17 protein-coding genes are annotated in these 20,328 nt (G+C 41.8%); 4 read left to right on the forward strand and 13 right to left on the reverse strand.

Features of this window, described 5'->3' with window-relative positions:
- Positions 1-26: 26 nt before the first annotated feature.
- The 7 genes from ACO1XM_RS10720 to ACO1XM_RS10750 all read right to left on the reverse strand — a co-directional run bounded on the left by ACO1XM_RS10720 (position 27) and on the right by ACO1XM_RS10750 (position 8,111).
- Positions 27-998: an AAA family ATPase gene (locus ACO1XM_RS10720; RefSeq protein ID WP_486228711.1), complete on the reverse strand. Its 972-nt coding sequence runs from the start codon at positions 996-998 to the stop codon at positions 27-29.
- 3 nt (positions 999-1,001) lie between these two features.
- Positions 1,002-2,336 (reverse strand): peptidylprolyl isomerase, encoded by a 1,335-nt coding sequence (locus tag ACO1XM_RS10725; protein WP_486228713.1) that lies wholly within the window; start codon positions 2,334-2,336, stop codon positions 1,002-1,004.
- 1 nt (position 2,337) lies between these two features.
- Complete coding sequence (locus ACO1XM_RS10730; protein WP_486228715.1) at positions 2,338-3,294, reverse strand: peptidyl-prolyl cis-trans isomerase; 957 nt, start codon at positions 3,292-3,294, stop codon at positions 2,338-2,340.
- Entirely contained in the window at positions 3,245-5,194 is a 1,950-nt protein-coding gene (locus ACO1XM_RS10735) for a peptidylprolyl isomerase (RefSeq protein WP_486228717.1), read from the reverse strand. Before ACO1XM_RS10735 ends, ACO1XM_RS10730 begins: the two co-directional genes overlap by 50 nt.
- Before the next feature lie 65 nt (positions 5,195-5,259).
- Complete coding sequence (locus tag ACO1XM_RS10740) at positions 5,260-5,685, reverse strand: ATP-binding protein (protein WP_486228719.1); 426 nt, start codon at positions 5,683-5,685, stop codon at positions 5,260-5,262.
- Entirely contained in the window at positions 5,682-6,020 is a 339-nt protein-coding gene (locus tag ACO1XM_RS10745) for an STAS domain-containing protein (RefSeq protein WP_486228721.1), read from the reverse strand. Before ACO1XM_RS10745 ends, ACO1XM_RS10740 begins: the two co-directional genes overlap by 4 nt.
- Positions 6,021-6,041: 21 nt before the next feature.
- Positions 6,042-8,111: a GAF domain-containing SpoIIE family protein phosphatase gene (locus ACO1XM_RS10750; protein ID WP_486228723.1), complete on the reverse strand. Its 2,070-nt coding sequence runs from the start codon at positions 8,109-8,111 to the stop codon at positions 6,042-6,044.
- Between the two features lie 265 nt (positions 8,112-8,376).
- Here ACO1XM_RS10750 and ACO1XM_RS10755 point away from each other — a divergent pair, with 265 nt between their 5' ends.
- The 4 genes from ACO1XM_RS10755 to hemH all read left to right on the forward strand — a co-directional run bounded on the left by ACO1XM_RS10755 (position 8,377) and on the right by hemH (position 13,106).
- On the forward strand, positions 8,377-10,209 hold the full coding sequence (locus tag ACO1XM_RS10755) for a PAS domain S-box protein (protein ID WP_486228726.1): 1,833 nt from the start codon (positions 8,377-8,379) through the stop codon (positions 10,207-10,209).
- A gap of 66 nt (positions 10,210-10,275) precedes the next feature.
- Positions 10,276-11,445 carry a hypothetical protein gene (locus ACO1XM_RS10760; protein WP_486228728.1) on the forward strand — a complete coding sequence of 390 codons (1,170 nt, stop codon included), beginning with the start codon at positions 10,276-10,278 and terminating at the stop codon, positions 11,443-11,445.
- A 2-nt stretch (positions 11,446-11,447) separates the two neighbouring features.
- The gene (locus ACO1XM_RS10765; RefSeq protein WP_486228730.1) at positions 11,448-12,032 is read left to right on the forward strand and encodes a YqaA family protein; all 585 of its coding nucleotides are present in this window, start codon (positions 11,448-11,450) and stop codon (positions 12,030-12,032) included.
- A gap of 63 nt (positions 12,033-12,095) precedes the next feature.
- Positions 12,096-13,106: a ferrochelatase gene (gene hemH, locus ACO1XM_RS10770; RefSeq protein WP_486228732.1), complete on the forward strand. Its 1,011-nt coding sequence runs from the start codon at positions 12,096-12,098 to the stop codon at positions 13,104-13,106.
- 68 nt (positions 13,107-13,174) lie between these two features.
- Here the strand turns inward: hemH and ACO1XM_RS10775 are convergent, their stop codons facing one another.
- From ACO1XM_RS10775 to ACO1XM_RS10800, 6 genes are all read right to left on the reverse strand, one after another.
- Positions 13,175-14,458 (reverse strand): aminotransferase class V-fold PLP-dependent enzyme, encoded by a 1,284-nt coding sequence (locus tag ACO1XM_RS10775; protein WP_486228734.1) that lies wholly within the window; start codon positions 14,456-14,458, stop codon positions 13,175-13,177.
- Positions 14,459-14,576: 118 nt separating this feature from the next.
- The gene (locus ACO1XM_RS10780; RefSeq protein WP_486228736.1) at positions 14,577-15,044 is read right to left on the reverse strand and encodes a hypothetical protein; all 468 of its coding nucleotides are present in this window, start codon (positions 15,042-15,044) and stop codon (positions 14,577-14,579) included.
- A gap of 117 nt (positions 15,045-15,161) precedes the next feature.
- On the reverse strand, positions 15,162-15,368 hold the full coding sequence (locus tag ACO1XM_RS10785) for a hypothetical protein (protein ID WP_486228737.1): 207 nt from the start codon (positions 15,366-15,368) through the stop codon (positions 15,162-15,164).
- A complete protein-coding gene (locus ACO1XM_RS10790; protein ID WP_486228739.1) occupies positions 15,326-15,610 on the reverse strand; it encodes a hypothetical protein in 285 nt (94 codons plus the stop codon). Before ACO1XM_RS10790 ends, ACO1XM_RS10785 begins: the two co-directional genes overlap by 43 nt.
- Positions 15,611-15,766: 156 nt before the next feature.
- On the reverse strand, positions 15,767-18,748 hold the full coding sequence (locus ACO1XM_RS10795; protein WP_486228741.1) for an AsmA family protein: 2,982 nt from the start codon (positions 18,746-18,748) through the stop codon (positions 15,767-15,769).
- A gap of 101 nt (positions 18,749-18,849) precedes the next feature.
- The gene (locus ACO1XM_RS10800) at positions 18,850-20,283 is read right to left on the reverse strand and encodes an aldehyde dehydrogenase family protein (RefSeq protein WP_486228743.1); all 1,434 of its coding nucleotides are present in this window, start codon (positions 20,281-20,283) and stop codon (positions 18,850-18,852) included.
- Positions 20,284-20,328 lie beyond the last annotated feature (45 nt).

Genomic DNA, 20,328 nt, shown 5'->3' on the forward strand with positions numbered 1-20,328 from the left:
TTGTCAATTTTGGCGATAGCTCAAAATTAACGCATCAATCGGGTTACGATCTCGTCTACGCTGATGCCTTCTGCCTCTGCCTTAAAGTTGCGCACAATGCGGTGGCGAAGCACGGGTTGGGCGATGGCCTGTACATCTTCAATATCCGGAGAATACTTGCCATTGAAGAGTGCATTGCATTTGGCACCCAAAATCAGGTATTGCGAGGCTCTCGGGCCTGCGCCCCACTCTAAGTAATCATTGGCTAATGGGGAAGCTCCGCTGGTTTGAGGCCTAGTTTTGCTGGCAAGCGCTACGGCATATTCTACCACATTATCAGCAACGGGTACCCTTCTTACTAAATGTTGAAAGGCAACAATTTCTTCAGCACTAACAACCTTCGTAGCTTTTGTTACATTATCGCTGGTGGTTGCTTTTACTACAGCAATTTCTTCTGCCATGCTCGGATAGTTTAACAAGATGTTAAACATAAAGCGGTCGAGCTGTGCCTCTGGTAGGGGGTAAGTACCTTCCTGTTCAATAGGGTTTTGTGTAGCCAGTACGAAAAATGGCTGGGGTAATTCATACTTAATCCCACCAATGGTTACCGTATACTCTTGCATAGACTCAAGTAACGCGGCTTGGGTTTTAGGTGGCGTTCTGTTGATCTCATCCGCCAAAATAATATTGGAGAAGATGGGGCCTTTAACAAATTTCAGGTTGCGTTCCTTATCCAGGGTTTCAGCACCCACGATGTCTGATGGCATCAGATCAGGGGTAAACTGTATACGTTTAAAGTCCAGGTCGAGGGCCGATGAAATGGTTTGCACCAATAATGTTTTAGCCAGGCCGGGAACACCCACCAAGAGGGAATGCCCGTGACAGAAAATACCTGTAAGTACTAAGCGCACAACCTCATGCTGACCGATAATTACCTTACCAATCTCTGCCTGCATTTTCTTAAACGAAGCCGCCAGTGCATCGGCAGCTTCAACATCGTTAGCAAATGGTTTCATCATTGTTTATTCCAAAAGTCCGCAATAATCGTACGTAGGATCTATGCTAATGAACACATCCTGACGGGCTTTCTCAAACCATTTGTATAAAAGTCTGTTCTTCTTATCGTTCAGGGTAAAGCTTTCAATTTTGTTCCAGTCGTCTTTTAAGGAAGCTTCATGTGGCGGGATTCTTGATTTATAATAGAAGATCCTCACAGCGTCCTTTTGCGTGTCTGTTCTATATGCTACAGGCTTTGAAATGCCGCCTACTTTCATGGTATCCAGGCTAAAAAAGATCACCGGATCAAGTTCATCCACCGATACAAAAGTTCCACCATCCTGATCAGCAAAAAATCCTCCTGTGCTCTTGGTTTGGTCGTCATCAGAGAAGTCTTTGGCTGCTTTATTAAATTTAATGCTGTCGTTTAAAATGAGGGTACGAACGCTGTCGAGAAAATTGCTCGCGTCTTTCAGATCTTTTTCAGAGGGTGATGGTGACATTAATATGTGGCGTGAGTTATATTCATTACCCCTGCGTTCTACTAACTGAATAATGTGAAAACCAAAATCAGTTTCTACAGGCATGGAAATTTCTCCAGGTTTCAATTTAAAGCTCATGGCTTCAAACTCTGGCACCATCATACCCCTGCCTACAAAACCCATATCACCTCCATTCGCCACTACGCTTGGATCGGCAGAGTATTGTCTGGCCAAGGTTGCAAAATCCTCTCCTTTCAAAATTCTTTCACGCAAGTCGATAAGTTTGCGTTTTGTTTCTTCTTTCTGCTCATCGCTTACCTTCGCTATGCGTACAATCTGTCCTACTTCAACTTCGGCTGAAAGAAAGGGGATAGAGTCTTTGGGGATTTTATTAAAGAAGCGTTTAACTTCCGCTGGTGTTACTGTAACATCCTTGGTTATTTCTTCCTGCATTCTTTGTACTACCAACTGTTCTTTTACCAGATCATAGATATCTGCCTTGATCTGATCAATGGATTTACCATAGGCAGCTTCCAGTTGCTGCGCTGAGCCGTTGTATTGCCCCAGTATAAGATCAAATCTGCGTTGCAGGTTATTGTCTACCTGAGATTCCTCTACGATAACTGAGTCTATTTCTGCTTTTGCAACCATTAATTTATTGCGAACCAAAATAGCCAGGTATTGACAGCGGGCTTCTTGCGAAGGCGTGCCACCATTAGTAATGTAATCCTGATAAGCACGTTCTAATTCAGACTTAAGCACAATATTATTGTCAACCTTGGCTATGATTTCATCAACCACAAAGCCCTTGTTCTCGCCCTGACCATAGGCAGAACCAGCCAACAAAAAAACCAGTGCCAGGCATTTTAACTGCTTCATGTTATTTTTTAAAAAGTTCAAACTCATTGTTCTCTTGTGCTTTACTGTATACCTCTTCCTCCAGTTTTTTTGCCAGTTCTACCTTACGCCTGTTCAAAATAACGTTTACAATGTCATCTCTTACAAATTGAAGTGGTGAAACGTTATCTGAGATTCGGTATTCATCAACCTTCAAAAAGTATAAGTAAGCCTCGTCATTTGTCTCATAATAGGGTGTACGTTTCAAAAACTGCACTTTGTCAGGAATACCCACCAGGGGGGTTCCCTTCACCAGTTCGTCAAACTCCATCCAACTGGAATCAGATAAATGATAAGCGGCAGCAAAACTAAGACAATATGATTTAAGTTCTTCAACATCTTTATCCTTGGTAGAAAAGATGAGATCCTTGATTTTCTTGGTTCGTGGCGCGCTTTGCGGTACTTTCAGGAATGTTGCCCTGACGATATTTTGTTTAAGCACAAAGTTGTCGAGGTGTTCATTGTAGTATTGCTCAATTTCAGACTGTGCCACTACGGTATCCAGGTTCTGCTTGATGTAATAGGTCTGAAATTCATAGGCTATAAGGCTGTAACGGTAATCCAGCAATTTTCGCTCTACTTCAGCCTTATTGATGTCTATTTGTCTGCCTGCCTGTCTGATCAGCAACTGCTTGCGCACCCAGCTGTTTACGTAGGCTTCCATCCTTGTAATGCTATCTTCCTTGGGTGTACCTGATGGCACAATACCGGTTAATTCGTCCAGATAAAGATAGGTTTCTCCCACCCGCGCCACGGAAGGCCGGATGTTGTCTGTTTCTGATTCGCTTTTTCTCTTAATTAGATCGCATGAAGAAAGCAGCAGGCATAAAGCTACTAGGCTATAGGATCCATAGCTTTTGAGATTTTGTTTCCTGCTGATGCGAGCAGACTCAGCCTTCTTTGGTGAGTTTGCCCAACACATATTTCTTTCCTTTTGCATTTATTTTTACAGCATACTTTTTACGCAATACCTTAAGCCATTCGCTTTCCAGATAAGCCTGATAATCTGCTACCAGCAATCCTCTTGCCTCTTCAAACGTTCTATCACCTGCCGGCAGTATGCGCTCAATTTTTACAAGATAATAAATTCCATCCAACTCAATTCTTTCAAGGCCCACTGCCCAATTTACTTTGGCTAACACTGCTCTTTCGCTCTTCTCAAGTTTTCCCTGATCCACGCGGATAGCATTCCTTTTCAAGTAAGCATTATCTATGAGCGTGTCTGCTTTTAACAAGGCTTCCAAAGCGTCCAATGATTCCTTTTTGGCGGCACTGTAAATAGTGGCTTGCGCCCTTTCGCCAGCCTTATACTTAACCTGATTATTCTCAAAATAAGCACGCTGACCAATCGTATCCGTTGAGGCCTTATTCCAAACCTCTTTCTCCATGATGTCAAAAAGTAAAATGCCTTCATAGTATTCATTACTTAGAAAACGGTAATCTGGATTGGTGTTCATTAACGTCTCTTCAACCACCAACTCAATACTGCTGTTTACAAAGTTTTCATACAACTGATTAAAATAAAGGGAGGGGTTTAATTTATTCGGCTTTTGGTTAGCTGTAACGTAGGTAAAGAATTTTTCAACCGAGACGGGCTTGTTCTCAAGGGTAAATAGAGGCTGCGCATTCAGGTTTTTCTCCTGGGCTCTCCACGCTCCCTTTTGCAGGGTACTGTCAGCCAGCTGCATTACTTTTTTCTTTATTTCTGCATTTTCCTGAAATGCATATTTTTTTCTTAAATGCGAGGCAATTGATTCTTTTGCTACCTGCATACGCTCATCGCGACTTACCCTGCTTTTCAGACTGCTCTCTAAATCTTTATAAGATGGCACGGGAATTTTTCTTTCAAGCTTTACAATGTGCCAGCCATATTGGGTAGCAAATGGTGCTGAGTAATCTCCGGGATTTACCAGGGCGAAAGCATTACTTTCAAACTCAGGAACTGATGCCATGGCACCAACGCCAAAAGGCCTGAGTTTTCCACCATTATCTTTCGAGCTTTGATCTTCAGAGTACTGTCTGCACAGATCAGCCCAGGCCATACCACCTTGAAGTCTGTCATAAATATCAAAAATCTGTAACCTGGCTTTTTCATTGTCACGATCTTTACCCACGCGAATGAGTAAGTGAGCCACCTCCACCTCACCCAAGGCTTTACGCCTATCGGCCACTTTTACCAAGTGGTAACCAAAACGGGTGCGCACAGGATTACTGACAGCACCCACAGTGGTTGAATACGCTGCTGCTTCAAAAGGATAAACCATTTGCAGGGCCGTGAAGTAACCCAGATTTCCTTCATTGCTTTTCGCTGATGGGTCTTCTGACAAACTCATGGCCAGTGTGCCAAAGTCTTCTCCAGCTTCTATTCTCTTTCTGATGCCCAGTATTTTGTTGTATGCCTTTGCTGTGTCTTCAGGGCTTGCATCTGCATTAACCTTTATTAAAATGTGTGCGGCCTTCACTTCCTCCAGCATACGATTATAGGTAAGCAGCGTAAGGCTATCAATGAGGTTATTGTCGGGTAAATAAGGTTTGCGCAATGCTTCTTTATAGCCGAGGTATTCTTTTGTGAATTTTGCGGTTGTGTCCATACCGCGCTGGCGCGCCTCTTCTACTTTTAATTTAAACTTGATGTAGAGGTCAAGGTATTCTTCAATTTTCTCTTTGCTAAACTCGCCTTCCCGGCCTTTATGATTTTTCTGATACAGGTAGATGAATTCTTCTGCACTAACAGCTTTTCTGTTAACTGTAAAAATGGTTACTGGTTTTTCTTTCGGCTGCGCAAGAAGAGAAAAATTGATTAGTAACAGGAAACTGAAGAGGCCTAAAACAAGTCGCATACGTACGAAAAAATTAATCGACAAACATAAGTTGAAAAGCAGGCATCTGAAATCTCGGGGTTTATTTAAGCAACAGCTTTGCGCACCTGTTTTTCCAGGCGGCAAACGGTAGCACCATCACGCTGGATGTATTCAATTTTATCCATAATGGATTTTACAAGGCGAATGCCCAGGCCTCCTTTGCGCTTGTCGTGCACAAGGTTGCCTAATGCAGGCTCGTCAAATTTATTGATGTCGAAAACTGTTCCGTCATCAATAATTTCAAAAACTATTGGTTTACCATTTTCAACGGTAATGTGAAGTTCAAAGAGATCTAATGGATTACAATGATGTGCATGAATCATTAAATTCGAACACATCTCATCAAGTGCCAACACGATCTCGCTAATGTGCAACTCGTGCACGCCATGGCGACCTAACGACTCTCTGATAAAGTCGCGGAGGGTTTTTAGATTCTCCAGCTTGCAGCCAACTTTTTGCTTGTAAATCATGCTAACATTTTCTTTGCTTCTGTCTTGTCTGATGCAATTTTCAGCAACTCATTCAAGCCTAATATTTGAAACGTATTTGCCACCTTTTCGTTCATGCCAAATAATACCATTTGAATACTCTTTTCTCTAAACTCTTCGATATACGACATAAAGACACCAAGTCCGGCAGAGGAGATGTATTCCAGTGCAGCGCAATCAATTAATAATTTAGTGAAACCCTCCCCGACACTTTTGGCAATAGCCAAATCAAGGTCTATAGACGAGCTCGCATCAATTTCTCCCACCAACGCCATTACATCGGCCCCGTCTTCTTGTAATCGCTTAATATGTATCATGGTTAAACGGTTTTTTTCTAATTATGTTTTCTCTTTAAATTTTACAATCATGGTTGTATAGTCATCATCGATATTATCGGTTCCTGAAAACTCATACAAACGATTGATTAAATGCTCTTGAATCTGCTCCGGTGAAAGTGTTTTTACTTCACACAATACCTGGGTAAGTCTGTCGTCACCAAATTGTTCACCTTTCACACTCTTTGCTTCTGTAATACCATCGGTATAAAGCACCATTACATCGTTAGGGGCGTAGGTAAATTCATTCTGCTGAATAAATTCTTTATAGCTTTTATTGCGCACCATGCCTAAGGCCACACCCTTGTCTTTAAAATAGTCGGCTTTATCGGTTAAACTATTGTAATACAAAACCGGGCAATGTCCTGCGCGGGCATATTTTACTTTTTTTGTTTGTGTGTCAATCACAAAGAAAATGGCGCTGATAAAAGAACCGCGTTCCAGACATCGGATAAGTGCCTGATTGGCCCTGAACATAAACTCTTCCGGATCAGTACAGCCTTGTGCCAGGCTGTGGAATATTCCTTTCATCTGCGACATGTGAAAGGCCGCAGTAGTACCTTTTCCGGAAACGTCTGCAATAATTAATGCCGTCTGATGTTCATTGATGCGCAGGGAGTCATAATAATCGCCACCCACTTCGTCAGCAGATTCGGAGAAGGCCACCAGATCAAAATGATCATCGAATTCCAGTTGTTGGGGCAGTAAACTCTTTTGAACTGTTTTTGCAATTTTCAGCTCTTCTTTATAGCGTTCGTTTTGAAGTGCCTCCTCCATCAAGCGGAAGTTTTCAATAGAAATGCCGGCCTGGTTGGCAAAAGTGGAAACGATTTTATTCATTTCCTTATTGAAACCTTCTGGCAGTTCCTTCAGTAAAGCGAGCGTTCCGATATTTTCACCCTTTACATAAATCGGGTAGGCCAAAATTGAGCGGAAGCGTGCGCCACGCAATGAACCAAGGTGTTTCGACAAGTTCCTGGTTTTATCCTGGTTTTGATCCAGCAAGCCACGCACTTGTTGCTTGGCCAGATGATCGATAATGTCTCTCGCTTCTTTCTCTGATATTTCGTAGGTGTAGAGCCTGTGCGATTCTTTACTTCCATTTACCTCGAGCCAGGCGGCATCTGCAAACACCGTACTTACAGATGTTTCCAACAAGATGTTGTAAACGCTCTCTTCATTTTGTTCGGTTTGTATCGACTGACTGATGCGCTGAAAGTTCACCACCTCCTCCAGCTTCTGTTCAAAAACTGATGTGGTCGGGAGGTTGAACAAAATCACCAGAAAGGAGAAGATGCTGTACATCGACACAAAAATCATCAGTGATAAAATGAAGATATGCACCGAGTGGTTGATTACCCGCTGACCTTCGGTCGGATCCTCAGGAACAAGGGAGCCTGATGTAAGGAAAATGTAAAAGAGATAAAAAATCGTCAGAAGTAAGAGTAGCAGACCTGTCCACTTCTGGCGGAAGTTAAGATAGGCCACCCATTTCATATTACCCGAAAGCACCAGGCCCACGAATACAAAGAGGCCGAGTACGTATTCATAATACTGTTGTACAAACGGATCGCTAAGGCTGTTATAGAGCAGGGACAAGACCATACCCGCCTCAAAGAAAGTCCAGAGGCGAATAAGCCACTTGGATTTTTGATACAAGATAAGACGCTTCCAGGCCATGAAAGCGCACAGCAGTACACTTACCATTAAACCCAGGTTGATCAGGTAGGTAAACTCAAGGTATAAAAAATGACTTGTGAGTTTTGTACCGCCTAAGAGGGTTTCAACCAGGCGGAGTAATAGGGAAATTACAGTAGATATGAGCCCGGTGGCAAAAACACGCCATAAGAGATCTATGAAATTGAGCGACTCATCCCTTTCAATTTTAAACTTGTAATAGTAGAAAAGGATGATGATGTAAATGTTAAGAATCAGGCGCGGAATCCAGGTGGCCACCTCGGGTTTAAGTCCGTTAGTGGTGCTAAAGAGTATGCTTAAATCCGTAAATACCAAAGCCAGCCATGTAAACACAGCAAGGGTGAAGAGCAGGCGTGTAAGAGCTTTGGTACGCATTAACAAAAACTAGTTCGAATTTAAGCCTGCAATGATACAAAAATTGAGCGAGGGGTTAAAAGGCCCTTTTAAGTCAAAAGTTTTGCCAGGGGGAAGATCATAATAGCATAAACGCAATAAAATTATTGATGTAATAGAATAGTCCAAATAACATTCTGTCAATTGGTGGCAAAGTTGTTTAATCGCTGGATAACTGTATCTTGCAAGCTTGTAGTAATACAAAATTTAGCATTAAAACCGAGTCCCCAACCTTAACCGCATATCCATGCAAGACCTGATCAGGTTTTTGCCAGCCGTACTATACGAATACACCATTGAGCCTTCCGGGAAACGTCACTTCACTTTTGTCAGTGAAGCCAGTGAGCGGATTTTGGGTATATCGTCAACTGCTTTGATGCAGGATCATACCTTGCTGGATGCCATCATTCATGCTGACGATCTGCCTAAGCTTAAGGAAACAGCACAGGAAAGCCATGAAGCTAAGAGTGAGTGGTATTGGCAGGGACGCGCTACTATAAACAGCAATATGCGCTGGCTGGAGATGCGATCTAATCATGATTTGGTTGAAAATGGCAAAATTATCCGGAGGGGTATTATCGAGGACATTACCAAACGAAAGGAAACACTCAGAGAAAGCGAAATACGCTATCAGTCGCTGGTTGAAAAATTACCCATTGGTATTGTTATACATAAGCATGGCAAATTAATTTATGCTAACACTACTGCCTATCAGGCATTGGGGGCAACACGTTCTAAAGAATTGATTGGCGCTGACGTAACACAATTTGTACATCCTGCTTACCGTGAGGAAGTAGCCAAGCGCATTCAACAAGCCATGAGTGGTGCACCTGTACCTATGCTTGAGCAAAAGTTTGTGCGCGTGGATGGAAAAGAAATTATCGTAGAAGCCACTGCCTTTCCTTTTATGTACCGCGATGAACCTGCCGTTCAGGTAGTTTTCAGAGATATTACAGAGCGCAAAGAGACAGAGCGTCAAATGAAGAAGAATGAGATGCTCTTCACCAAACTCTTTGAAAGTGCACCTATGGCTGTGGTTATGCTGGACGAAAATGGCAGGGTGCAGGAAGTTAACAAAGGCTTTGCCGAAATGTTTGGCTATGAACGTGAGGTGCTGCTTGGTAAAAACCTGAACGACTTTATTGTTCCGGAAGACCTGAAGAATGAAGGCATTGACCTTAATAACCTCATTACCTCACACAAGGTGGTAAGCCTTGAAACAATTCGCAAACATAAAAACGGTCGCATCATCAACGTTATTTTGTATGGGGTGCCGGTAATGATGGAGAATATGACTATCGGCATTTATGGCGTGTATGTTGATATTACTGAGCGCAAGAGTGTAGAAGAAGAACTTAAAACCAGAAATACCGAGCTCGACAATTTCGTATATAAAGTATCGCACGATCTGCGTGCACCGCTCTCTTCTATACTGGGTCTGGTTAACCTGGCCAAGTTGCCCGGTAATACAGACGACCCTATGGACTACATTAATTTGATTGGTGAAAAAGTTGATCGTTTGGATCATTTCATCAGCGATGTGTTGAGCCATTCAAAAAATCTTAAGCTGGATGTGTCCGTTGCCAGAGTGAATCTGGAAGAAGTAATAGCCCATACTTTCAGCGACCTCAGTTATCTGAGTGGCGCAAGTGATATTAAGCGCAATATCAATATTGATGGTATTGACTTTTTTAGTGATCCTTGGCGTGTATCTGAAATTTTGCGTAACCTGATTTCAAATGCCATTAAATACCGAAACCTGGATTTACGGATTCAGTCAGAAATCAGCATAAAAATCCGCATCGACAATTTACGTGCTGACATCAGTTTTACCGATAACGGGATAGGTATTAGCGAGGAAAATCTGTCCCGCGTTTTTGAAATGTTCTATCGTGCCTCTGAGCAATCTGACGGCTCTGGTATAGGCCTATATATTGTTAAAAACGCTGTAGACAAATTAGGCGGTAAAATATCTGTTCAAAGTAAATCTGGCATTGGCACCCGTTTTCATATCATTTTGCCCAATAAAATAAACAGCATTGTTGCCAAAATACCCCAGTTGATAAGCGATAGGTCCTGATTTGGCTTAGCTTATTTTCAAAAGAGGCGTTTTTCGTGACTTAAAAATTGAGCAATTTGCGCCCGCATGAGAATTATTGAGGTTACAACGCAGGCACATATCAGAGCCTTTCTTGATTTCCCTGTCAGTCTATATAAAAACCATCCGGGCTGGATCCAACCCCTGGATAACGATATTGAGGCCGTTTTCGACAAAAAGAAAAACAAGACTTTTCAGCACGGCCAATGTATTCGCTGGATAGCTGAAGACCCACAGGGTACTGTGGTGGGAAGAGTGGCCGCGTTTATTAATGATAAAACCACTAATAAAGGGAACGAGCAGCCTACTGGCGGTTTGGGGTTTTTCGATTGTATCAATAATCAGGAGATTGCTTTTTTGCTGTTCGATACCTGTAAAAACTGGTTACAGGCGAAAGGGATGGAGGCCATGGACGGTCCCATCAATTTTGGTAACCGCGATAAGTGGTGGGGTTTATTGGTGGAAGGCTTTGATCGCGAACCCAATTATCAATGCAATTATAATTTTCCCTACTACAAAGATTTTTTTGAAGCGTACGGATTTCAGGTGTATTTCTATCAACTTACCTTTGGCAGGCCTATGATGGGCGATCTGGACAGTCGCTTACAAGTAAAGGCAGAAGTAGCTGCTAAGGACCCTGACTATAGTTTTCGCTACATCTCTAAATCTGATAACACATTAGCCGATAAAATACGGTATGTGTATAATAAAGCATGGGCCAAGCGTGGCGAAATACCAGAATTAACGGAAGCGCAAGCAAAGCATATCGTCAAGCAAATGAAACCCATCATGGATGAAAAGCTCTTATGGTTTGCATTTTATAAAGACGAACCCGTTGCTTTCTTCCTCTCTTTGCCGGAAGTAAATCAGATATTCAAACATGTTAATGGCAAGCTTGATTTGTTAGGCAAGCTCAAATTTGTTTACCACCGGTGGCGCAAAACCAACAAGAAGGCATTTGGTATTCTCTTTGGCGTTGTACCTGAACATCAGGGCAAAGGTGTGGACGGGGGCATGATTATGGCATTTAAAAAAGTAATGCAGGAAGAATACCTGCGCTATGAAGAGTATGAAATGAATTGGATTGGCGATTTCAATTCCAAAATGATTCGTGTAGCTGAACAGGTTACACCCAATGTTGTTAAACGACACGCTACCTACCGCAAATTATTTGATGCGCAAAAGGTTTTTAAGCGTTACCCAATTATGAACGTATAAGTATGTCAACCGAAGAACAAGAAGAAACACCATCAGGGTTTTTATTCAAAAACCTTTTAAGAGGCCTCATTTGGTTTGCTGTTATCATTACTGCTTACATACTTGTGCAGAGTGAGTTGGAAATCTATGAAGCTCAAATTAATAAGATTGGCGATAACATGGCATTACTCTTAAGCGTGTTTACTGTTTCCGAAATCATTTTTGGTATTCTCCCTCCTGAGATTTTCATGTTAATCTGGCAAACCAAAGGGATTTTATCTGAATATGTTTTTAACTTAAGCATCCTTACTTTGATTTCTTATGCTGCTGGTGTAGTCGGTTATTTTATCGGGTATTATTTCTCGAAAACTGGGACCTTCAAAAAAATATATGATAAATACTTAAAACCTTACGAATCAAAACTGAAGCGCTATGGGGGATTTTTAGTAATCGTTGGAGCCGTTACACCTATTCCCTATTCGGCAACTTGTATGTTGGCAGGATCAATAAAATATCCATTTAAAACATTTCTGCTCATCTGCATCACACGCATCATTCGTTTTGCGGTTTATGGCTGGATGGTCTGGAGTTTTCCTAATTGGTTTTAAAAGTATCTGTACCCCAAACTCTTCTGTTACTTTTGGGTTTAGGTTTAAAAGCATTTGTTTATCATGAGTTCTAAAATTGGCGTATTACTTATTAATCTGGGCACACCCGACAGTCCTTCTGTTTCGGATGTGCGTTCTTACCTCTCGCAATTTCTTAACGACCCTCGTGTTATTGATATACCCTGGCTGCTACGGAAAATCCTTGTTAATGGTATTATCGTGCCATTTCGTGCACCTAAATCTGCAAAAGTTTATAAAAAGCTTTGGACAGAAAATGGCTCACCACTGCTCTATCACAGTATTAATGTAAAAAATCTTCTTCAAAAGGAATTAGAGGGCACACATGATGTGTACCTGGCCATGCGATATAAAAATCCTTCGATCCCTTCTGTGTTAGAAGAGATGCGCAAGAAAAATTACGATCGCCTGATTATTGTTCCGATGTTTCCGCAGTACGCTTCAGCGTCAACAGGTTCTGCTCTGGATGAAGTCATGCGTGTGATCAGAACCTGGTGGGTCATCCCTGAGTTAAAAATTATCAGCCAATATTACGACCACCCACTCTACATTAAGGGTTTTGAAGAGCGCGGTAAGCAACATAACCTTGCTGAATACGACCATATACTATTCTCTTATCATGGTTTGCCTGAGCGCCAGGTAGACAAAGTGTACGATAGCGACTTGTGTGCAAATCACAACTGCGAACATGAAGTTGATGAGGATAATAAATACTGCTACAAGGCAACCTGTTATGCAACGACAAGGCTGTTGGCAGAGAAATTAAATATTCCTAAAGAGAAGTACACTGTGTGCTTCCAATCACGCCTTGATAAAAAATGGCTAGAGCCCTTCTCTGATAAGGTAGTGGAAGAGTGTGCTAAAAAAGGCATGAAGAAAATTTTAGTTTTCTCACCGGCTTTTACCGCTGATTGCTTGGAAACTACAATAGAGATTGGAGAAGAGTACCAGGAGATTTTTGAAGAGCATGGTGGTGAGAAGGTGCAGTTGGTAGAGAGCCTGAACAGCCATCCGCTGTGGATTGAGTGCTTGAAAGATCTTGTGCTGAAAGGATGAGTTTGAAGACTGGAAGTAATGGAGCATTGGCTAGAATCCAAAATTTCAAATTTCAAATTCTGATCGGCTCAACACATTTTTAAAACTGCCTCTACAAACCTATCCAGATCGCGTGTAGTGGTGTACACGTGTGGTGTTACCCGAACACAACTGATGTTCTCCCATTTTATAGAAACGGTATGTATCTGATGCTCGCTCATCAGCTTACTGGAAATTACCTCTGGCTCTATTCCTTCTATGGCAAAACTGCCCAAGGCACAGGAGTAGGCTGGATTAAGTGAGATGGTTAATTTCACTCTCGGATGTTGCATTAACTTCTTACACCAGTAATCTTTTAAGTAGCGAAGTCTTTCTTCTTTGCGTTTGCTGCCAATGGCATGATGAAAATCGATGGCCTGACCTATAGCTTGTTCTGGCGCAAAAGATCGTGTGCCTAAGGATTCAAATTTTTTGATGTCGTTCAGTTGTGGTTTATCATTAGGAAATAAGGGCCACAAACCTGCAATATTTTCTTCTTTTACGTAGAGCATGCCTGTTCCGAAAGGTGCACACAACCACTTGTGCAAACTGGTGCCAAAATAATCTGGATTAAAATCGCTGATCTTATAATCCATGTGCGCAAAAGTATGTGCGCCATCTACAATAGAAATAATGTTTCTTTTCCTGGCTTCTTCACATAAACGCTTCACCGGCATAATCTGACCTGTCCAGTTAATCATGTGTGTAATGTGCCAGATCTTTGTGCGCGATGTGGTGGCATTGATAAATCCTTTCACAATTTCTTCTTCATTCTCTGTGGGTAAGGAAAAATTCAGCCAGACTGTTTTAATACCATCGCGCATTTCTTTCTGCTTCCAGGCTTGAATCATATTCGGATAGTCCTGCTTCGTCATGATGATCTCATCACCTTTTTGCAGGGTGAGCCCCCAGGTTACTGTTGCCAGGGCTTCTGTAGTATTACGATTAATGGCAATTGTTTTCGAAGAAACGCCTGCCAGGTCTGCAAGCTTTCTGCGTACAGGCTCTCGTCCCTTATCTAAAATCTGCCACATGTAATAAGTGGGGGCTTCGTTGCTGTAGCGGTAATAACGGTCTACAGCATCTTGCACTACTTTCGGTTGTGGACTTACACCACCATTGTTCAGGTTTAATATATTAGGAGAAACAGTATAAGCTTGTGCCATGCGCGCCCACAAATCCTCATCGCTGGCAGCCTGTAGCGGGCTAAGTCTATTAAGAGATTGTAAGGCATCTACTACATCTTCAGCGATGGCTTTTGCTGCAAGCGGGGCCAATGAAAAAGCACTAGCGGCTGTGAATGATTTTTGCAAAAATGATCTGCGGTTAGTCATGGTCAGGATTGGATTACTACATGGAATGTAGTGTTATTCCCGAAAAACTGCAATCGTTTAGGGCTAAGCGATGGTATTGGCATGTGGGCTGCTGAAGTGGTTTATGAAGATTGCTACCTTATTGATCTAAGTAAGTTACCGGACTACATTGGGCAAAATTAACTTTATTGCTCAGGGGAAATTTATAGGTCTGAATGAAACTCTCCAGGTGTTGCCTGAATTCTGCTTGTTTTTCGTTTGATACTTCTTCTGGTTTGAAACTGAAAAGAAAATAATCGATTCCACCCTCTTTGTTTATATAAATCCTGTTAAAACATCTTGTCTTCTTACCCCATGTAAAATTGTTTTTCTTGAGGTGTGTGCTCAGGTCCTTCAACAAAGAAATGTAAGCATCATAAAACTCTTTTTCCTGACCTTTAAAGGCAGCCTTGGTAGAATCATCATGGAGTGCACTTTGATAGGTTTCGTCTAATTTTTCAATAGATAAGCCCTTATTTTCAACTGCATCTTTAAATGTTGCTGCTATTTTTTGTGCCTGTGTAACTAGCGGCAGGAGCAAAAGGAGAACAACGAGTATTCTTTTCATGGTTATGAATAGGTTGGCTTTGCAGTTATAATAACTTACAGCCCCGAAAGTCACATTTTTTTGTAAAAATTATCGCACAGCATCGGATGTCTAATAAGATTAATAACAAGTTTCAAATTAACTACGACTATAGAATTTCTCTTTAGCAAAACCTGAATCCCATGCATCACCCTCAAATCGCTCTAATGTTTTAAGTGTACCTGCAGAAACTTCCAGTATTCGTAAATAATAACCCTGCGGCTTTTTTAAGTTATGGTCTGTGTCCTTTACGCTAAATGAATTTACCTGGAAATAGATTTCATTATTCTCTGTCCAGCTCTCCACTTACCCGTGGACTTCATTACCACTTGCCCTGTTCCATCGCCAAATTCCTGTGTATATGTTCCGTCTCTATGGAAAATGTGGTTTTCGGTAAGTTTTGGCATGCTTCCATTTAACAAGGGTTTTCTTTCCGCTGTCCATGGTGATAAAGTCAGCAGCTCGTTATTGGTTTGCTGCACATCTGAACTACACGCGCCAAGTATAATACTTAGCATGATTAATAGTTTAGTGAATTTAGCGTTCATATTGGTTTTGATTTAAATCTCTGTTGGTATTTACTTTTACACTGCTGCACAATATTTCTGCTGTAAGTAAATATAATAAGTCCAATGGAAACTCCATCAATAAAAAACCCTGACGTTTTACCATCAGGGTTCTGTTATTTAAATAATATGTCTTGCTTAGTTTTTCTTTTTCTTCAGCAGGTTCTGAATTTTCTTTGTGGCCTCTTCCTGCACTTTTTTAGTGGCCTCTTCTTTTGGAGTTGTTGTTTGCGTACTGTCAGTCGCTTTTTTATCTCCACCCAGCAAGGAGCCAACAATTTTTTCAGCTTCTGTTCCTTTCGCTAACTCTGTCGCTTTTTTAGTAGCCTCCTCTTTTACAGCTGCTGTTGCAGCTTCCTTGGCTTGTTCCTTTTGTTCGTCCATGATCAGGCGTGTTTTAGGATCGTTGTAATTACCACCCACACCAATAGTAACAGGAACTGGTTGGTTAGGATCCGTTGAAGTACTCGCATATTTATTGGTCAAGCCCGCCAATTGTGAACTCACTTTATTAGCTGGTACGTTCATCTTTAGCGTGTAGTCAATAACACCATCCAATCCGGTGCTACCCGCTACAGTTGTTTTATAATTACCAAAGTTTACATCAAATGGTTTTACACTGAGCTTACCATCTTTAATGGTTGCTGACATTAATACGTCTTTCATGGTTACTTGGTCTGTATTGTCCAGCTTAGTAAGCGAGGTAACACCTGATACAAGCTTTGATCCTTGCAGTGTTGCCTGTGCTACTTTAATTAAACCTGCACCACTTACAGTTCCCATATTTGGCATCATTTCCTGTGTAAGCTCTCCATTAATTTTAAAATCGGTAGAGAAGTCACCATTAACCAAACCTGCAATAGGCGCATAGGTTTTTACAATGGAGAATGCATTGGATGCCTCTTTTATAGAAAGCTTTTCAATTTTAAGTGCCATATCATATTGCGGATGATTGATGTCTTTAGCGTTATAACTGCCATCAACGCCAAAAGAACCGCCTAACATCTTAAATATAATGCCTTGCAAATTCGCGATTCCGTTTTTCAATGTAATGTCACCTTTTGCTTCTGTCATAGTGTAGTCCATCATCTTCACTGTTTTAATGTTAGAGCGAAGCAGAAAGTCTATATTTTCAGGAATAGGAATAACACCAAATGAGGCTGTGTCTTCTTCGGTAGCAGTTTCTTCTGTCTCTGTCATGAATTCATTCAGATCTAACAGATTGGATGCGAAGGTAACGTTACCCTTAATGGTTTCATTCTCGCCAAAGAGATAGCCCAGGTAATTGGCAATGGCTCCACTCACTGTGAAATCACTTTTACCTATGGTACCTACCGTGTTGGTCAGTTCAATTTTTTTAGGATCGAAAACCATACCAGCTTGTGAAATGGTTACAGCATAAGGTAGATCAGCTGCTGCGTAAGAAAAGTTCTTTAATGAGGCTGTTCCGCTGGTTGGCAGTTTATCATATTTCTCTGCCTCCAGGTCGCTCATCTTACCTTGTGTATGCAAGTCGGCCTGCACTTTTCCTGCGAGGGTCATGCCCTCGAGCGGAAATATTTTTGTGATTTTCTCCAGATCAATTCCTCCTTTGGCTTTAACATCCCAAGTATAGTTGTCCAGGTTCTGTAAAGTCATGTCGGCTGCAAATTTTTCCCCATCCAATACTAAAGCCAGGTCCTTAACTGCAATAAAGGTCTCGGCCATTTTACCTGAAGTATTTTTAATGCTTGATGCAAAATGTAAATCTTCAATAGGCAAGGGAAACTCGCTTGATTTTACATAACCATTATCTAAGGACATGATTGCATCTACAGTGGGTATAATTTTATTGATACTATCGTATACACCTTGTGCTTTAATGTTAGCCGCATAGATACCTTTCATTTCCAGACCTTCGATGGGGAACATGGTGGTTAGCTCGGCCAGGTTAAGCTTGGCAGACAAATCAGCTTTCATCCGATAGTCGCGCAGGTTTTCTATCAACAGACTGGCATCAAAAGGATTCGAACCAAAGTCCATGTGAAACTTCTTCACATTCACCACCGTGTTTTCAATCACACCATCTTTGTTGTCTACCAATAAATCAAGGTTGATATTATTTACTGCGGTAGGAAGGTCAGGATATTTAAACATAGCATCGCTTACCAATAATGCCACATTAAATGCCGGCATCTGTGTATCACTGAAAGTTCCCTTCACCAATCCTGAAAAAGATAATTCTCCTTTTGTTTCTATGCCCTTAAAGTCGGCCGTGTAAATACCCGGCACCAGGGAGAGCAAGCTTTTAAATGTATTCTCTGGACTCTTGAATGTAAGATCCATGCCAAAATCCTTTTCATTCATTTTAAACCAGCCATCAAAACTCATAGCAAAGTCGTTAAGCTTGATGCTGTTTTCTTTAAAGGTATACTTGCTGAAATCTTCGCTGATCTGCACTACGGCATCAATGACTGCACGTTTGTTGCTCAGGTATTCCACACCATCGTAGGCAGTGGTAATGGTATCAGCACTTGTATAGGTTTTTAGGTCAAAGGTGTCCTGGTTAAAATCTCCGCTGCCATTATGATTCAGTCCTTTTATTTTAAGCAAATAGGGCATCGTCTGATCGTCATATGAAACGGTGGCATCTACTATTTCCCAATGATCAATACCAAAAGAGAAAGCGCTTTCGCCAGATTCTTCCACAACTACTGTGTCGGTAGATGGAATGGCGATATCATAATTCGCGCGACCATCTTTTAACACCTTAATATTAACGGTGGGTCTCACTACCGAAATACCTTTCACCTTTAACTGATCCCCAAAGAGAATATCAGCCAGGTTAACCTCCACACCGAAGCTCTCTGTTGCAAAAAGTATTTCACCGGCAAAAGGCTCGCGGTTCATTACGCCCAGGTCTGCCATCTCTACCGTGAGGTTAGGAAAGTTTTTGAACAGGGTAATGTTAAGGTTGTCTATATCAAACACAACATCGGCATTCACGGAACCTGCCAATTGCTTATCTATGGCTGCCTTGATGTCATCTTTAAAAATTACTGGAATAACAATGGCTGCCACCACCACCAATGCGATAAGTGAACCAACACCAATCAGTGACCACTTGAGTACTTTTTTCATAAAGTTTTCTATTGAGTTTTTAGGGGATACAAAAATACAAAGCAAAAAGTGTAAATAATTTTTGTTTCGATGATTAAGTCTTTGTTACGCTAAACGAACCATCAAAACATTCTCAGCACAAGATCCATCAAACGCTTTGCCATCTTTGTATAAGGTGGGTAAAGTGGTTTAATGGAGGTAAAGCCATTACGTTGCTTCATAACTGGTTTTAAATGCGAAAAGGCCATAAAACCATAATAACCATGCGTACTGCCTGTCCCGCTATTGTTTACACCTCCAAAAGGCAGGTGGTTATTTAAGAAGTGTACTGCGCACTCATTAACGCAAGCCGCCCCCGAAGAAGTTGCCTGCATAACCTGATTTATATCAGTTTTACGCTGCGAAAAAATGTACAGTGCCAATGGCTTAGGTTTATCATTTATAAGCTGCAAGGCTTCTGTCAGACTTGAGTAAGTAACAATTGGAAGTATGGGGCCAAAAATTTCTTCTTCCATCAAACGACTATCACTACTCACCTTTGTCAATATCGTTGGGTGAAAAAATCTGTCCGCCTCGCGCACTTCTCCGCCAAAGGCTGTAACGGCACCCTTACTCAAGGCATCTTCCAGCAAGGCATTCATGCGCAGCCAATGTTTTTGGTTAACCAGGCGCGTATAGTGTTTGCTGTCGCGCAAGGGTTCGTTGTTCAGACTGAACCGCTCCATTACCTTTTCTTTCAGGCGTGTTACAAAAGCCTCAGCAACTTTTTCTTCTACCAACACATAATCGGGTGCAATACAGGTTTGACCACAGTTAAAAAATTTAGCCACAGCTATGCGTTCTGCGGCATCCTCTAAACGTGCAGAAGCGCTTACTATTGCAGGAGACTTGCCCCCAAGTTCAAGCGTTACCGATGTCAGGTTTTCGGCAGCGGCTTTCATAACCAGTTTACCCACCGCAGGACTACCTGTAAAAAAGATATGATCAAAAGGGAGTGAGGTAAGGTAAGAAGCCACTGAAGCATCCCCCTCTACAACCTTTACTCTGTCTTCTTCAAAAAGTTCTGTTGCCATGCGACTGATTAAAGCGGCAGTATGAGGTGTAACTTCTGAAGGTTTAATCATGACAGTGTTGCCTGCGGCCAGGGCAGAAACTAAAGGACCGACAGCCAGGGAAAAAGGATAGTTCCATGGGGCAATAATTAAGCAAACACCCCTGGGTTCAGGTTTTACATAAGAGCGTGTACCTAAAAAAGTAAGGGGTGCATCCACCTTTTGTGGGGCAGCCCACTGATCCAACTTTTGCAAAGCCAGTTTTATCTCGCCCAACACATGAAATATTTCAACGCCATCCACTTCCCCTGCCGGTTTCATAAAATCAGCATACATAGCCTTTTGTATGGCTTCTCGATTCCCGTGTACCCACGTGCGCAGGTTCTGCAATAGCTTTTTGCGCTCGCTAAGTGGTGCCAAACGAAGTTTCAGGGCATTTTTTTGCTGTTTTTCGAAGGCCTGATCAATGGATGAGGTGACTGTAGTAGCTGTTTTTACTTCCATAAATGAAAGTTACAAAATCTGCCTGAGGTGAATGAATATTAAGAT

It is taken from the genome of Chryseotalea sp., from assembly GCF_057350905.1.

Coding starts and splice junctions, on each gene's coding strand:
- ACO1XM_RS10725 (WP_486228713.1), bottom strand. CDS start 2,336: ATGAAGCAGTTAAAATGCCTGGCACTGGTTTTTTTGTTGGCTGGTTCT.
- ACO1XM_RS10735 (WP_486228717.1), bottom strand. CDS start 5,194: ATGCGACTTGTTTTAGGCCTCTTCAGTTTCCTGTTACTAATCAATTTT.
- ACO1XM_RS10720 (WP_486228711.1), bottom strand. CDS start 998: ATGATGAAACCATTTGCTAACGATGTTGAAGCTGCCGATGCACTGGCG.
- ACO1XM_RS10730 (WP_486228715.1), bottom strand. CDS start 3,294: ATGCAAAAGGAAAGAAATATGTGTTGGGCAAACTCACCAAAGAAGGCT.
- ACO1XM_RS10795 (WP_486228741.1), bottom strand. CDS start 18,748: ATGAAAAAAGTACTCAAGTGGTCACTGATTGGTGTTGGTTCACTTATC.
- ACO1XM_RS10800 (WP_486228743.1), bottom strand. CDS start 20,283: ATGGAAGTAAAAACAGCTACTACAGTCACCTCATCCATTGATCAGGCC.
- ACO1XM_RS10750 (WP_486228723.1), bottom strand. CDS start 8,111: ATGCGTACCAAAGCTCTTACACGCCTGCTCTTCACCCTTGCTGTGTTT.
- ACO1XM_RS10765 (WP_486228730.1), top strand. CDS start 11,448: ATGTCAACCGAAGAACAAGAAGAAACACCATCAGGGTTTTTATTCAAA.
- ACO1XM_RS10745 (WP_486228721.1), bottom strand. CDS start 6,020: ATGATACATATTAAGCGATTACAAGAAGACGGGGCCGATGTAATGGCG.
- ACO1XM_RS10760 (WP_486228728.1), top strand. CDS start 10,276: ATGAGAATTATTGAGGTTACAACGCAGGCACATATCAGAGCCTTTCTT.
- ACO1XM_RS10780 (WP_486228736.1), bottom strand. CDS start 15,044: ATGAAAAGAATACTCGTTGTTCTCCTTTTGCTCCTGCCGCTAGTTACA.
- ACO1XM_RS10790 (WP_486228739.1), bottom strand. CDS start 15,610: ATGAACGCTAAATTCACTAAACTATTAATCATGCTAAGTATTATACTT.
- hemH (WP_486228732.1), top strand. CDS start 12,096: ATGAGTTCTAAAATTGGCGTATTACTTATTAATCTGGGCACACCCGAC.
- ACO1XM_RS10775 (WP_486228734.1), bottom strand. CDS start 14,458: ATGACTAACCGCAGATCATTTTTGCAAAAATCATTCACAGCCGCTAGT.
- ACO1XM_RS10740 (WP_486228719.1), bottom strand. CDS start 5,685: ATGATTTACAAGCAAAAAGTTGGCTGCAAGCTGGAGAATCTAAAAACC.
- ACO1XM_RS10755 (WP_486228726.1), top strand. CDS start 8,377: ATGCAAGACCTGATCAGGTTTTTGCCAGCCGTACTATACGAATACACC.